9 protein-coding genes and 2 pseudogenes are annotated in these 15,056 nt (G+C 52.2%); 8 read left to right on the top strand and 3 right to left on the bottom strand.

All coding sequences use genetic code 11. The annotated features are described in order from the left end of the window. The first annotated feature begins 33 nt into the window (after positions 1 to 33). From uhpA to uhpT, 4 genes are all read left to right on the top strand, one after another. Positions 34 to 624, top strand: coding sequence for a transcriptional regulator UhpA (uhpA, locus tag HEN33_RS13660; protein WP_000633668.1), 591 nt, complete (start codon positions 34 to 36; stop codon positions 622 to 624). Then, positions 624 to 2,126, top strand: coding sequence for a signal transduction histidine-protein kinase/phosphatase UhpB (gene uhpB, locus HEN33_RS13655; protein ID WP_001355057.1), 1,503 nt, complete (start codon positions 624 to 626; stop codon positions 2,124 to 2,126). Before uhpA ends, uhpB begins: the two co-directional genes overlap by 1 nt. Before the next feature lie 9 nt (positions 2,127 to 2,135). Beyond that, a complete protein-coding gene (gene uhpC, locus HEN33_RS13650; RefSeq protein WP_176262770.1) occupies positions 2,136 to 3,455 on the top strand; it encodes an MFS transporter family glucose-6-phosphate receptor UhpC in 1,320 nt (439 codons plus the stop codon). 137 nt (positions 3,456 to 3,592) lie between these two features. Next, positions 3,593 to 4,984 carry a hexose-6-phosphate:phosphate antiporter gene (gene uhpT / locus HEN33_RS13645; RefSeq protein WP_000879194.1) on the top strand — a complete coding sequence of 464 codons (1,392 nt, stop codon included), beginning with the start codon at positions 3,593 to 3,595 and terminating at the stop codon, positions 4,982 to 4,984. A gap of 45 nt (positions 4,985 to 5,029) precedes the next feature. On the opposite strand, the pseudogene adeD reads toward uhpT, so the two are convergent. After that, positions 5,030 to 6,796 (bottom strand): annotated as a pseudogene (adeD, locus tag HEN33_RS13640) (adenine deaminase). A 174-nt stretch (positions 6,797 to 6,970) separates the two neighbouring features. On the opposite strand from adeD, the gene adeQ reads away from it, so the two are divergent. Next, positions 6,971 to 8,305 (top strand): adenine permease AdeQ, encoded by a 1,335-nt coding sequence (gene adeQ, locus HEN33_RS13635; RefSeq protein WP_176263341.1) that lies wholly within the window; start codon positions 6,971 to 6,973, stop codon positions 8,303 to 8,305. Positions 8,306 to 8,357: 52 nt separating this feature from the next. Then, on the top strand, positions 8,358 to 8,810 hold the full coding sequence (locus HEN33_RS13630) for a DUF1198 domain-containing protein (protein WP_001353562.1): 453 nt from the start codon (positions 8,358 to 8,360) through the stop codon (positions 8,808 to 8,810). 115 nt (positions 8,811 to 8,925) lie between these two features. On the opposite strand, the gene HEN33_RS13625 is transcribed toward HEN33_RS13630, so the two are convergent. Both HEN33_RS13625 and HEN33_RS13620 read right to left on the bottom strand, forming a co-directional pair. Then, positions 8,926 to 9,249 carry a helix-turn-helix domain-containing protein gene (locus HEN33_RS13625; protein WP_000125643.1) on the bottom strand — a complete coding sequence of 108 codons (324 nt, stop codon included), beginning with the start codon at positions 9,247 to 9,249 and terminating at the stop codon, positions 8,926 to 8,928. Further along, the gene (locus HEN33_RS13620) at positions 9,233 to 9,586 is read right to left on the bottom strand and encodes a type II toxin-antitoxin system RelE/ParE family toxin (RefSeq protein ID WP_001521686.1); all 354 of its coding nucleotides are present in this window, start codon (positions 9,584 to 9,586) and stop codon (positions 9,233 to 9,235) included. Before HEN33_RS13620 ends, HEN33_RS13625 begins: the two co-directional genes overlap by 17 nt. Before the next feature lie 233 nt (positions 9,587 to 9,819). Here HEN33_RS13620 and nepI point away from each other — a divergent pair, with 233 nt between their 5' ends. After that, on the top strand, positions 9,820 to 11,004 hold the full coding sequence (gene nepI, locus HEN33_RS13615; RefSeq protein WP_032185504.1) for a purine ribonucleoside efflux pump NepI: 1,185 nt from the start codon (positions 9,820 to 9,822) through the stop codon (positions 11,002 to 11,004). A 202-nt stretch (positions 11,005 to 11,206) separates the two neighbouring features. Beyond that, positions 11,207 to 15,056: pseudogene (gene air / locus HEN33_RS13610) on the top strand (inverse autotransporter adhesin EaeX/Air); the annotation flags it as partial.

Raw genomic sequence — 15,056 nt, 5'->3', positions numbered from 1 at the left:
GTATGCGCGTTTTTTATCCGCCAGGACCCAATCATGATCACCGTTGCCCTTATAGACGATCACCTTATCGTCCGCTCCGGCTTTGCGCAGCTGCTGGGGCTGGAACCTGATTTGCAGGTAGTTGCCGAGTTTGGTTCGGGGCGCGAGGCACTGGCGGGGCTGCCGGGGCGCGGTGTGCAGGTGTGTATTTGCGATATCTCCATGCCCGATATCTCCGGTCTGGAGCTGCTAAGCCAGCTGCCGAAAGGTATGGCGACAATTATGCTCTCCGTTCATGACAGTCCGGCACTGGTTGAGCAGGCGCTTAACGCGGGGGCGCGCGGCTTTCTCTCCAAACGCTGTAGCCCGGATGAACTGATTGCTGCGGTGCATACGGTTGCCACGGGCGGCTGTTATCTGACGCCGGATATTGCCATTAAACTGGCATCCGGTCGCCAGGATCCACTGACCAAACGTGAACGCCAGGTGGCGGAAAAACTGGCGCAAGGAATGGCGGTGAAAGAGATTGCCGCCGAACTGGGCTTGTCGCCGAAAACGGTACACGTCCATCGCGCCAACCTGATGGAAAAACTGGGCGTCAGTAACGACGTGGAACTGGCGCGCCGCATGTTTGATGGCTGGTGATGAAGACGTTGTTCTCCCGCTTAATTACTGTTATTGCCTGCTTTTTTATCTTCTCTGCCGCGTGGTTTTGCCTGTGGAGTATCAGCCTGCATCTGGTTGAGCGCCCTGATATGGCGGTGCTGTTATTTCCGTTTGGTCTTCGACTTGGGCTAATGTTGCAATGCCCACGCGGATACTGGCCAGTGCTGCTGGGCGCGGAATGGCTGCTGATTTATTGGTTAATGCAGGCGGTTGGTTTAAGCCATTTCTCCTTATTGATGATCGGTAGTTTGCTGACGTTACTGCCCGTGGCGCTGATCTCACGCTATCGCCATCAACGCGACTGGCGCACCCTGCTGTTACAGGGGGCAGCGCTGACGGCGGCGGCGTTGTTGCAGTCGTTGCCCTGGCTTTGGTACGGCAAAGAGTCGTGGAATGCGCTGCTGTTAACTTTAACTGGCGGCCTGACGCTGGCCCCGATATGTCTGGTGTTCTGGCACTATCTCGCCAATAACACCTGGCTGCCGCTCGGTCCGTCATTGGTTTCTCAACCGATCAATTGGCGCGGGCGGCATCTGGTCTGGTACTTGCTGCTGTTTGTTATCAGTCTCTGGCTCCAGTTGGGATTGCCGGATGAACTGTCGCGCTTTACGCCATTCTGCCTGGCGCTGCCGATTATCGCGCTGGCATGGCACTACGGCTGGCAAGGGGCGCTGATTGCGACGTTGATGAACGCCATCGCGCTGATCGCCAGTCAAACCTGGCGTGACCATCCGGTCGATTTATTGCTCTCACTGCTGGTGCAAAGTCTGACAGGGTTGTTACTGGGCGCTGGCATCCAGCGGTTGCGTGAACTTAACCAGTCGCTGCAAAAGGAACTGGCGCGCAATCAGCATCTGGCTGAACGTTTGCTGGAAACCGAAGAGAGTGTGCGTCGTGATGTGGCGCGTGAATTACACGATGATATCGGTCAGACCATCACCGCCATTCGTACGCAAGCGGGCATTGTCCAGCGGCTCGCGGCGGATAACGCCCGCGTGAAACAGAGCGGGCAGCTCATCGAACAGTTATCCCTGGGCGTTTACGACGCGGTGCGCCGCTTGTTAGGGCGGTTACGTCCGCGCCAGCTGGATGATCTCACTCTGGAGCAGGCCATCCGCTCACTGATGCGGGAAATGGAGCTGGAAGGGCGCGGTATTGTCAGCCATCTCGAATGGCGAATCGATGAATCAGCGTTAAGCGAAAACCAGCGCGTGACACTGTTTCGCGTCTGCCAGGAAGGGTTGAACAACATTGTGAAACATGCCGATGCCAGTGCGGTCACGTTGCAAGGCTGGCAGCAGGACGAACGGTTGATGCTGGTGATTGAAGACGATGGTAGCGGTTTACCGCCGGGTTCCGGGCAACACGGTTTTGGCCTCACCGGAATGCGCGAGCGAGTAACGGCGCTGGGTGGCACCTTGACCATCTCCTGTTTGCACGGCACGCGTGTCAGTGTTTCTCTACCTCAACGTTATGTCTAAGGCTTGATGATGTTGCCGTTTCTGAAAGCGCCAGCTGACGCGCCGTTGATTAGCGATAAACAAGAAATTGATGCCCGTTACCGTTACTGGCGTCGCCATATTCTGCTGACCATCTGGCTGGGTTACGCGCTGTTTTACTTCACGCGGAAAAGTTTTAACGCCGCCGTACCAGAAATCCTTGCTAATGGCGTGCTCAGCCGTAGCGATATCGGCCTGTTAGCGACCCTGTTTTACATTACCTACGGCGTGTCGAAGTTTGTCTCCGGCATTGTCAGCGACCGCTCAAATGCCCGTTATTTTATGGGGATAGGGCTTATCGCCACGGGCATCATCAACATTCTGTTTGGCTTCTCGACGTCGCTATGGGCGTTTGCCGTGCTCTGGGTGTTGAACGCCTTTTTCCAGGGCTGGGGTTCACCGGTGTGTGCGCGTCTGTTAACGGCCTGGTATTCTCGTACCGAGCGCGGGGGTTGGTGGGCATTATGGAACACGGCGCATAACGTTGGCGGTGCGCTCATTCCCATTGTGATGGCAGCGAGCGCGCTGCATTACGGCTGGCGTGCCGGGATGATGATTGCCGGTTGTATGGCGATAGTCGTGGGGATTATTCTCTGCTGGCGGCTGCGCGATCGCCCGCAGGCGTTAGGTTTACCAGCGATCGGCGAATGGCGACACGACGCGCTGGAAATCGCTCAACATCAAGAAGGGGCAGGGCTGACACGTAAAGAGATCCTCACCAAATATGTGTTGCTGAATCCGTATATCTGGCTGCTTTCGTTTTGCTATGTGCTGGTCTATGTGGTCCGGGCGGCGATCAACGACTGGGGCAATTTGTATATGTCCGAGACGCTGGGCGTCGATCTGGTCACGGCGAATACGGCAGTGACAATGTTTGAAATGGGCGGATTTATCGGTGCGCTGGTAGCGGGTTGGGGCTCGGACAAACTCTTTAACGGCAACCGCGGGCCGATGAATTTAATTTTCGCCGCCGGGATTTTACTGTCCGTCGGCTCGCTGTGGCTGATGCCATTTGCCAGCTACGTGATGCAGGCAACTTGCTTCTTCACCATTGGTTTTTTTGTCTTTGGCCCGCAGATGTTAATCGGCATGGCGGCAGCAGAGTGTTCCCACAAGGAGGCGGCAGGGGCGGCAACGGGGTTTGTCGGCTTGTTTGCTTATCTGGGGGCGTCGCTTGCTGGTTGGCCGCTGGCGAAAGTACTCGATACCTGGCACTGGAGCGGTTTTTTTGTGGTTATCGCCATTGCCGCCGGGATTTCCGCACTGCTGTTACTGCCCTTTTTGAATGCCCAGACACCGCGCGAAGCGTGATGCATCTCACTTTTTCACTTCATATCCGGCAAAACTAAGAAATTTTCCAGGTTTTGCCTGGACGCTATCTCAGGCCTGATTTGCTGCTGATTTTTACAATGCATACCTCACGCAGGTATTCATTTCAGGAGTAACCCATGCTGGCTTTCTTAAACCAGGTTCGCAAGCCGACCCTGGATCTTCCGCTCGAAGTGCGGCGCAAAATGTGGTTCAAACCGTTCATGCAATCCTACCTGGTGGTCTTTATCGGCTACCTGACGATGTACCTGATTCGCAAGAACTTTAACATCGCGCAGAACGACATGATCTCGACCTACGGCTTGAGCATGACGCAGCTGGGGATGATCGGCCTGGGCTTCTCCATCACTTATGGTGTGGGTAAAACACTGGTTTCCTATTACGCTGACGGCAAAAACACCAAACAATTCCTGCCGTTCATGCTGATCTTGTCTGCCATTTGTATGTTGGGCTTCAGTGCCAGTATGGGCAGCGGCTCGGTTAGTCTGTTCCTGATGATTGCCTTCTACGCCTTAAGCGGCTTTTTCCAGAGTACCGGGGGATCGTGCAGTTACTCCACCATCACCAAATGGACGCCGCGTCGTAAGCGCGGGACGTTCCTCGGTTTCTGGAACATTTCTCACAACCTTGGCGGTGCGGGCGCGGCGGGTGTGGCGCTGTTCGGCGCAAATTACCTGTTCGATGGCCATGTCATCGGCATGTTTATCTTCCCGTCGATTATCGCGCTGATTGTCGGTTTTATCGGCCTGCGTTACGGCAGCGACTCCCCGGAATCTTATGGCCTCGGCAAAGCTGAAGAACTGTTCGGCGAAGAGATCAGCGAAGAGGACAAAGAGACAGAATCTACCGATATGACCAAGTGGCAGATCTTTGTTGAGTATGTGCTGAAAAACAAAGTGATCTGGCTGCTGTGCTTCGCCAACATTTTCCTCTATGTGGTGCGTATTGGTATCGACCAGTGGTCAACCGTGTATGCGTTCCAGGAACTGAAACTCTCTAAAGCGGTGGCGATTCAGGGCTTTACGCTGTTTGAAGCTGGTGCGCTGGTGGGTACGCTGTTGTGGGGCTGGCTCTCTGACCTGGCGAACGGTCGCCGTGGTCTGGTGGCCTGCATCGCGCTGGCGCTGATTATCGCCACGCTCGGTGTGTATCAACATGCCAGCAACGAATATATCTATCTGGCTTCTCTCTTTGCGTTGGGTTTCCTGGTCTTTGGCCCGCAATTGTTGATTGGTGTGGCCGCTGTTGGTTTTGTACCTAAAAAAGCCATTGGCGCTGCCGATGGTATTAAAGGCACCTTCGCTTACCTGATTGGCGACAGCTTTGCCAAGTTAGGGCTGGGGATGATTGCCGATGGTACGCCGGTATTCGGCCTTACCGGCTGGGCAGGCACCTTTGCCGCACTGGATATCGCCGCGATTGGTTGTATCTGCCTGATGGCGATAGTGGCGGTGATGGAAGAACGCAAAATCCGCCGCGAGAAAAAGATTCAGCAGTTGACAGTGGCATAAACGTAACTGGTGACTTTTGCCCGGCATGACGCCGGGCTTTTTTTATTATTCCGTGACTTCCAGCGTGGTGAAGGCAAACTTTTCACCATCAAACAGCCCCTGGCTGGTCAGTTTCAGTGCGGGGATAACTGGCAGGGAAAGAAACGCCATCTGAATAAACGGCTCATCCGGTAACGGACCACATTCACGGGCGGCAGCTTTCAAGGCGTCAATTTGCTCCGCCAGCGACTGCGCCGTGTCGGTGCTCATCAGCCCGGCAATGGGCAACGGCAGATGGCTCTGTACCTGACCGTTACGTACTACGCATAGTCCGCCGCCATCCTGAATCACCTGATTGACCGCCAGCGCCATCTCTTCAGCACTACGACCGATCACCACAATATTATGGCTGTCATGGCTGACCGTCGCAGCCAGCGCGCCTTCATTCAGGCCAAAGCCGCCGAGCAAACCACAGGCTGGAGCCAGTCTTTTCCCGTAACGCTCAAGTACGGCAATAAAGCACACATTATCGCGATCAAAACCATTTTCGCTGTAGACGCTGGAGCGGGAGTGCGTAATCAATTCGTTATGGATGACGTCAATGACCCGATAGCGTTTTCCAGGCGTAAATTGCAGGGCAAAGTCGCTGGCGGAAACTGGCTGACGGGCAATGGTATTGCCATACGGCGGAGCGGATTGTGCCAGTCTCGCTGACTCTTCCGCTTGTAAGGTTTGTGCGTCAATCGGTTCGCCTTTCACCAGTACCTGCTGCACCGTGACCTTACGCGCATCGCTCAACAGGACGATATCCGCCTGCTTGCCGGGTGCCAGTAAGCCGAGATGATTCAGACCAAAATGGCGTGCTGTCGACCAGCTGGCGACGCGATATGCCACATGCAGCGGCACATTGTGTTGTTCGATCAGGCGACGAATTAAGGCATCGATATGTCCTTCATGGGCGATCTCCCACGGGTTACGGTCATCGGTGCAGAGCATACATTGCGGGCTGTTAAATTCGTTGATCAATGGTGCCAGCGCGTTGAGATTGCGGGCAGCGGACCCTTCGCGGATCATCAACGACATGCCGAGTTGTAACTTCCGGCGACCTTCTTCCAGCAGATAACTTTCGTGGCAGTTTTCAATACCCGCAGCAATATAGGCATTAAGTTCTTTACCGCCCAAACCCGGGCAGTGACCGTCCAGCGTCAGGTGGCGAAATGCATCCAGTTTATCGAGCAGCGCATTCTGCCCGCTAATTACGCCAGGGTAATCCATCATTTCAGCAAGGCCGGTAACCTGCGGATGGTCACGCCAGGCGAGCATCTGTTCAAGGGTAAAACTGGCACCGTTAACATCGCAGCCTTCCAGGGCAGGTACGCAAGAACTGACCTGCAAATACTGGTTTTGCCTTGCCTGTTCGGCACAGCGGGCAAACTAGGCGAATCCGGCTTCGCCCATCACGTTGACGATTTCATGGGGGTCGCAAATAACGGTCGTCAGGCCGCGCGGCAGGGTGGCGGTTTCAAAAGTAACCGGCGTCATCATGCTGGATTCAATATGCAGGTGAGCATCAATAAACCCTGGCACCGCCGTTGCGCCGCGTGCATCAATCCGCTGCAAAGCCGGAGCGTCAGCATATTCTGCGCCAACACCGGCAATGTGACGTCCTTTAATCACAATTGGCCCGGAAATTTCTCCGCCATTGATCAGATCGAGAATAGAGACATTATCAATAATATAATCGGCAACAGCGTCGCCACGGGAAACGGCTAACAAATCCTGGTATTCAACCCGGCTAATGTGATGAAATTTATGGTTAATGGAATTATTCATATTTTTCTCATTTTGATTTTATCAATTTGATTATTATTTATCATAAAGAAACGTCGCGAGATTATTAAAGAATATCCATTAATGCGCAATTGAAATGTGATAATTATCACTGAACCGTTGTTGTCATTTGTTTTACAAAAGCAAGGGATTAAATCTCCTCCAATGGACAAAAAAATGAATAATGACAATATCGATTACGTGAGTAATGAATCAGGGACGCTTTCGCGATTATTTAAACTACCTCAACATGGGACCACCGTCCGCACAGAATTGATTGCGGGGATGACCACTTTTTTAACCATGGTGTACATCGTTTTTGTGAACCCGCAAATCCTCGGCGCGGCACAAATGGACCCGAAAGTGGTGTTTGTTACCACCTGTTTGATTGCCGGTATCGGCAGTATTGCGATGGGGATATTTGCTAACTTACCCGTGGCGCTGGCTCCGGCAATGGGGCTGAACGCCTTCTTTGCGTTTGTGGTCGTGGGGGCGATGGGCATCTCCTGGCAGACTGGGATGGGCGCAATATTCTGGGGCGCAATTGGGCTATTTTTGCTCACGCTGTTTCGCATCCGGTACTGGATGATCTCCAACATTCCATTAAGTTTACGTATTGGTATCACTAGCGGAATCGGATTATTTATCGCCTTAATGGGGTTAAAAAATACTGGTGTTATTGTCGCCAATAAAGACACCCTGGTGATGATTGGTGATTTAAGTTCTCACGGTGTGTTGTTAGGTATATTAGGGTTTTTTATTATAACCGTGTTGTCATCTCGTCATTTTCATGCCGCGGTGCTGGTCTCTATTGTGGTGACGTCTTGCTGTGGATTATTTTTCGGTGATGTTCATTTTAGCGGCGTCTATTCCATTCCGCCTGATATTAGCGGCGTCATTGGTGAAGTGGATTTGAGTGGCGCATTATCACTTGAACTCGCTGGTATCATTTTCTCCTTTATGCTGATCAACCTATTTGATTCATCAGGAACATTAATTGGTGTGACTGATAAAGCTGGCTTAATAGATAGTAACGGTAAATTCCCTAATATGAATAAGGCGCTGTATGTTGATAGCGTCAGTTCGGTGGCGGGCGCGTTTATCGGCACCTCGTCTGTTACCGCCTATATTGAAAGTACTTCTGGTGTGGCAGTTGGTGGTCGAACGGGGCTGACTGCGGTCGTGGTCGGCATTATGTTTCTGTTGGTTATGTTTTTCTCGCCGCTGGTGGCGATGGTCCCTCCCTACGCCACCGCCGGAGCGTTAATCTTTGTTGGCGTGCTGATGACCTCAAGCCTGGCGCGCGTTAACTGGGATGATTTTACCGAATCAGTACCTGCATTTATTACTACGGTGATGATGCCCTTTACTTTCTCGATCACCGAAGGGATTGCGCTTGGCTTTATGTCGTACTGCATCATGAAGGTGTGCACCGGGCGCTGGCGCGATCTGAACCTGTGTGTGGTGGTGGTTGCAGCTCTGTTTGCTCTGAAGATTATTTTGGTGGATTAGTAACTGGCGAGGGTTTCCAGATATCATGAGTTCTGATTACGCAGGAGAACTCATGATCTGGATAATGCTCGCTACGCTGGCGGTGGTGTTTGTAATTGGTTTTCGGGTGCTGACATCCGGGGCCAGAAAGGCGATTCGCCGTCTCAGCGATCGGCTGAATATTGATGTCGTACCCGTGGAGTCGATGGTCGATCAAATGGGAAAGTCAGCCGGTGAGGAATTTTTACGTTATTTGCATCGCCCGGATGAGTCGCACCTGCAAAACGCCGCGCAGGTGTTGCTCATCTGGCAAATTGTCATTGTCGATGGAAGCGAACAGAACCTGCTGCAATGGCATCGGATTTTACAAAAAGCTCGCCTCGCCGCGCCGATTACCGATGCTCAGGTCAGGCTGGCGCTGGGTTTTCTGCGCGAAACCGAACCTGAAATGCAGGATATTAATGCTTTTCAGATGCGCTATAACGCATTCTTTCAGCCTGCTGAGGGCGTTCACTGGCTGCATTAAAACCGTTTCGTCTTATTAGCCTACAGACCGCGCCTGAGCTGGTGGGTGGATAAGGCGTGCACGCCGCATCCGGCATCGGAACTGACAGTAGGTGAACGCATTATCTACGTTCTATTTACAGCAGCACCTCCAGCCCGTGTTTTTGCACAATGCTGAGCAGTTTTAATGAAATGCCATTGGGGCGTTTAGCGCCACTTTCCCATTTTTGTACAGTTGAAACGCTGGTATTGAGATAGTGAGCGAAGACGGGCTGACTCACTTTTAATTTTTCCCGCAGTGCTTTTATCTCAACAGGTTGTAAGTCTTGCACGCTGGTCAGGCAGGCTTTGTCAAAAGTACGCATCGTTTCGGCAGAAATAGCATCGACGCTGGACAATCCAGCAGCTGCGCTGTGAATAGCCTCAAATGCAGGACTTTTAAATTTAGTTTTTGCAGTCATAGCAGATCTCTGTCAGTTCTTTAGTGTTAATCATTGCTGTTAGTTGGGCTTTCGTCAGGAAGGCATAATGCTTTGCAAGTTCACGAAACCCAGCCAGTTCCTGACTATTGATGTTCGACATATCCTGTTTTGCATATAAAAACGTGTAAAACCAATTGCTTCCCCCTTTTGCCAGAATAATTGCACGCTCACGATTTTGGTGAAGGCGCTTTTTAAAAACGCCACCACCAAGTGCATCAGCTTTACCTTGCTCCGTTTCTAAAATGGCCCGGCACAACTCTTCATCTGTTATTGCATGAGACCTGGCTTCCCTTGCAAACCATTTGGTTTTAAACACGCGCATATCGTTGAGGTCCTGTTATTAAAGTATATCACCAAGTGCAATACTTTATCCCTTATTCCCAACCCAATCGCGAAAATGCATATCAGCTTGCCCTATGATTTTTATTTCTTCGAGCAGCCTCGAACTTTTCCCACAACACCGTAAAAGTTGCAAAAACGTTAAATGTGTCACACATTTCAATGTTAAAGTGGTCGGCTTTTCCTCTGAAACATGCCACGGGTAACACCATGAGTGAATTTATTGCCGAAAACCGCGGCGCGGATGCCATCATCCGACCGAACTGGTCCGCCGTTTTCTCGGTAGCGTTTTGCGTCGCCTGCCTGATTATCGTTGAGTTTTTGCCCGTCAGTTTGTTGACGCCAATGGCCCAGGATTTAGGTATTTCGGAAGGGGTTGCCGGGCAATCGGTGACCGTGACCGCCTTTGTGGCAATGTTTGCCAGTTTGTTTATTACCCAGACAATTCAGGCCACTGACCGCCGCTACGTTGTTATTTTGTTTGCCGTTTTGCTGACGCTCTCCTGCTTGCTGGTTTCCTTTGCCAACTCATTCAGTTTGCTTTTAATCGGTCGTGCCTGTCTGGGGTTGGCACTCGGCGGGTTCTGGGCGATGTCGGCGTCGCTGACCATGCGTCTGGTACCAGCGCGTACGGTGCCGAAGGCGCTGTCGGTGATTTTCGGCGCGGTTTCTATTGCGCTGGTGATAGCCGCACCGTTGGGCAGCTTTTTAGGTGAGCTTATCGGTTGGCGCAATGTCTTTAATGCGGCGGCGGTGATGGGCGTGCTGTGTATTATCTGGATTATCAAATCATTGCCTTCGCTGCCTGGCGAACCCTCGCATCAGAAGCAAAATACTTTCCGCTTATTACAGCGTCCGGGCGTGATGGCCGGGATGATCGCCATCTTCATGTCTTTCGCCGGGCAGTTTGCTTTCTTCACGTATATTCGTCCAGTGTATATGAATCTCGCAGGATTCGGCGTGGATGGCTTAACGCTGGTGCTGTTGAGTTTTGGTATCGCCAGCTTTATCGGCACGTCGCTTTCGTCGTTCATTCTTAAACATTCGGTAAAACTGGCCTTAGCAGGTGCGCCGTTAATACTGGCTCTGAGTGCGTTGGTGCTGACGTTGTGGGGAAGCGATAAAATCGTGGCGACCGGCGTTGCGATTATCTGGGGGCTGACTTTTGCTTTAATTCCCGTTGGCTGGTCAACGTGGATCACTCGCTCACTAGCCGATCAGGCAGAAAAGGCTGGGTCTATTCAGGTGGCCGTTATTCAGCTTGCCAATACCTGCGGTGCGGCAATCGGCGGTTATGCGTTGGATAACATTGGTCTGACTTCGCCGCTGATGTTGTCCGGCACATTGATGTTGCTTACCGCGCTGTTAGTCACCGCAAAGGTGAAAATGAAGTAACGTATTTACAGGAGGGGTTACTGCTGTGGTGGGAACACTCTCCTGTTCTTCCCTCTGATAACAATTGATCGGGCATTGTTCTTATCTTGTTGTTATTTCCATTCTTCTACCAGCATTCATCATTTACTCATCATGAATCATCATTTTCCCTCATGTTAAAGAAAAGTCATTTAATCTGAACGCATAGCGACAGGGATGACAAATGGCAGGGAAAGCGCATGGGAATGGCGATCGTCGGGGTGATAAAACCATATGTGGATTGGGGGATCGTTTACGTCGTCTGACCGCCGGTATTTGCCTGATAACACAAACTATTTTCCCTGTTATGGCTGCTGCCCCTACATATATTAACCATGCTCGTGCGGATACCGCCGCGTCACAGATCCTGCCGAATGTTAAAACTATCCCATACACCCTGGGGGCATTGGAAACGGCACAATCGGTCGCGACACGCTTTGGTATCACCATGGATGAATTACGTCGCCTGAATCAGTTCCGTACCTTTGCGCGTGGCTTTGACAATGTGCGTCAGGGCGATGAGATAGATGTACCACTCATCAACAGTAACAGCCCTGAAGCGCGCACTCTGAAAGCAATGCAGATGGAGCGCGACGGTAAAGATCCACAAATGCAGGTCGCGGAAGTGGCGCAACAAAGTGGGACACTTTTAGCGCGCGATATGGACAGCGAACAGGCTGCGAGTATGGCGCGTGGCTGGGTGGCTTCTTCTGTGTCTGCGCAGGCGACGGACTGGCTCAGTCGTTGGGGAACTGCCCGGGTATCTCTTGGTGTTGATGAAGATTTCAGCCTTAAAAGCTCGTCATTTGAATTTCTCCATCCGTGGTACGAAACGCCGGATAACCTGGTCTTCAGCCAGCACACACTTCACCGTACGGATGATCGCACTCAAACCAACCACGGTATCGGCTGGCGTTATTTCACATCGAGCTGGATGTCTGGCATAAACCTGTTTATCGATCATGACCTGACCCGCTATCACACCCGAACCGGGATGGGCGTTGAATACTGGCGCGATTACCTGAAACTGAGCGGCAACGGTTATCTGCGCCTCAGTAACTGGCGTAGTGCACCGGAACTCGACAATGACTATGAAGCACGTCCGGCGAACGGGTGGGATCTTCGCGCCGAAGGCTGGTTACCGGCCTGGCCGCAGTTGGGCGGTAAGTTAGTCTATGAACAATATTACGGCGATGAAGTGGCGCTATTTGGTAAAGATGAGCGACAAAATGATCCTCACGCGATTACCGCAGGATTGAGTTACACCCCCGTTCCCCTGATCTCCTTTAGTGCCGAGCAACGGCAGGGCAAACAGGGAGAAAACGACACCCGAATTGGTATGGAGCTGACGCTGCAACCCGGTCAATCACTGCAAAAACAGCTCGATCCGGCTGAAGTAGCAGCACGGCGTAGCCTTGTAGGCAGTCGCTATGACCTGGTCGATCGTAATAACAATATTGTCCTTGAATATCGCAAGAAAGAACTGGTGCGGCTGACGCTGACCGATCCGCTGAAAGGCAAGCCGGGCGAGGTTAAATCGCTGGTTTCTTCCTTACAAACCAAATACGCGCTGAAAGGTTATGACATCGAAGCCGCTTCCTTGCAATCTGCGGGCGGGAAAGTTGCTGTTTCCGGCAAGGATATTCAGGTCACTATTCCACCCTACCGATTTACGGTAATGCCTGAAACCGACAACACTTACCCAATAACAGTTATAGCGGAAGATTCGAAAGGGAATTTCTCCCGGCGTGAAGAAAGTATGGTGGTTGTAGAAAAACCCACACTAAGCCTCGCTGATTCAACGCTTTCTGTCGATCTACAAATCCTGCTTGCGGATGGAAAATCAATCTCAACGCTGACCTATACCGCGCGAGATTCCAGCGGCAAGCCTATCCCGGGTATGACATTAAAAACCCATGCGAAAGGTTTGCAAGATTTCGCCCTAAGCGAATGGAAAGACAACGGTAACGGAACCTATACCCAGTTAGTTACCTCCGGGAAGACGTCAGGCGCGTTGTCGCTGATGCCACAATTTAACGGCGACGATGTTGCTAAAACACCAGCGCTGATTGCCATTGTGGCTAATATGGCATCCCGAGCGGACTCCATGATTGAAACAGACCAGAATAATTACGTCGCGGGTAAGCCGATAGGCGTAAAAGTGACCCTGAAAGATGAGAATGGCAACGGGGTTACCGGAAGAAAAGAACTTCTTAAACAGGCTGTTAAAGTAGACAACACGAAGACTGATGCTGTTAGTGCCTGGACGGAAGAAAGTGAGGGAGTTTACAAAGCAAACTATACGGCCCATCTCATTGGCGACAAATTAACGGCCCAGCTGACGATGCCCGGCTGGCAAACCAAGCATTCGGATGCGTTCAGTATTGCGGGTGATAAAGATACCGCCAAAATCGCAGCGATGCAGATCACCGCGAATAACGCAGTCGCCAGACGCGATCACAATACCGTCGCTGTGACGGTCAGGGACGTGCATCAAAATTTACTGCAGGGACAAAATGTTACCTTCACGGTCGTGAATGGTGCGGCGGTTTTTGCCGATCCAAATGGCGGTATTGTGACGACAGATAAAGACGGGATTGCCAGCGTTAACCTTGCCAGTGACCAGGCGGTAAACAGTCTTATCAAGGCCGAGATCAATGGCAGTAGTCAGTCTGTGGAAGTGAGCTTTATTACTGGCGATATCTCGCAGCTGACCTCCACCATCAAGACGGACGATGTGTCATACACCGCGGGTGGCAAGATAAAAGTGTCAGTTACCCTTATGGATGAGCAGAAAAACCTGGTGAAAGGGATGGCTTCGCTGCTGGCGGGTAGCGGTGTGGTCGAGGTGAGCGGTACAGATAAAAATGAAACGGGTAACTGGAGCGAAGAGTCTGATGGCGTTTACACCACCACCCGAACCGCGAAGATTGCTGGCGATCGCCATTACGCCACGCTGAAACTATCGACATGGAGTAGCGCGCAGCAATCCGATGCGTATGTCATCCGCGAAAGCGGAGCTGTGCTGGCTTATTCCTCTATCGTTACCGACAAAACGACCTATACCGCAGGCGGTGCGATTAAAGTTACGGTAACGCTCAAGGATAGCTATGAAAACCTGGTCGGGGGGCAACGAGACGCTATCAGCCAGGCTATCCAGCTGCCAAATACAAAAGCGGAAAGCATTACCTGGAATGAAGATCAAAAAGGCATTTATACCGCAACGTATACCGCTTTACTTCCTGGCACCGGTTTAAAAGCACAGCTACAGATGTCCGGCTGGGCGAGCGCCCTGACTTCAAATGTTTACAGTATTAGTGGCGATGCCGCCAGCGCACAAATCGTCGCGATGCAAGTGACAACGGGTAGCCAGGATGTGCTGGCCAATGGTAGCGATCAACATACGGTGAATGTTCGGGTGGAAGATCAGTTTGGCAATGTGCTGCCAGAGCAGACTGTCACCTTTACGGTGACGAAAGGGGCGGCTGTATTTGCCAATGCAAGGCAGAGCGCAGATATCAGGACGGATGCGCATGGCATGGCAGAGGTTGATCTGAGCAGTACCGTAGCGGATGCCAGCACTGTTGAGGCTAAGGTCAATCAAAGCAGCGATAGTAAAACGGTGAACTTTGTTGCTGATGTTAGCACGGCGCAGGTCGCGGAGCTGGTGGTGACGCAAGACGGCTCAGCGGCAGACGGTGCAATGGCGAATATGCTACGGGCGAGGGTCACCGATGCGTTCGGTAATGCGCTGGGCGGGCAGACGGTCAGCGTGTTGGCGGACAACGGCGCAACGGTTGCTCCGACGGTCACCACACAGCCGGACGGCACGGCGGAGATCTCTGTCACCAGCCAGACCGCCGGAATCAGTGCGGTCACTGCCAGCATTAACAGCAGCAGCCAGAGCCGGGATGTGACGTTTATCGCCGATGTCAGGACGGCGCAGATCGCGAGTCTGGAGGTGACGCAGGATAACGCCGTGGCTGACGGCGCAATGGCGAACACGCTGCGGGTGAGGGTGACGGATGCGTTCG

The sequence above is a fragment of the Escherichia sp. 94.0001 genome, assembly GCF_013369155.2.
In the GTDB taxonomy this organism is placed as follows: Bacteria; Pseudomonadota; Gammaproteobacteria; order Enterobacterales; family Enterobacteriaceae; genus Escherichia; species Escherichia coli_F.
The sequence above is the reverse complement of the archived record's forward strand: the minus strand, read 5'-3'. Positions and strand labels throughout refer to the sequence as shown.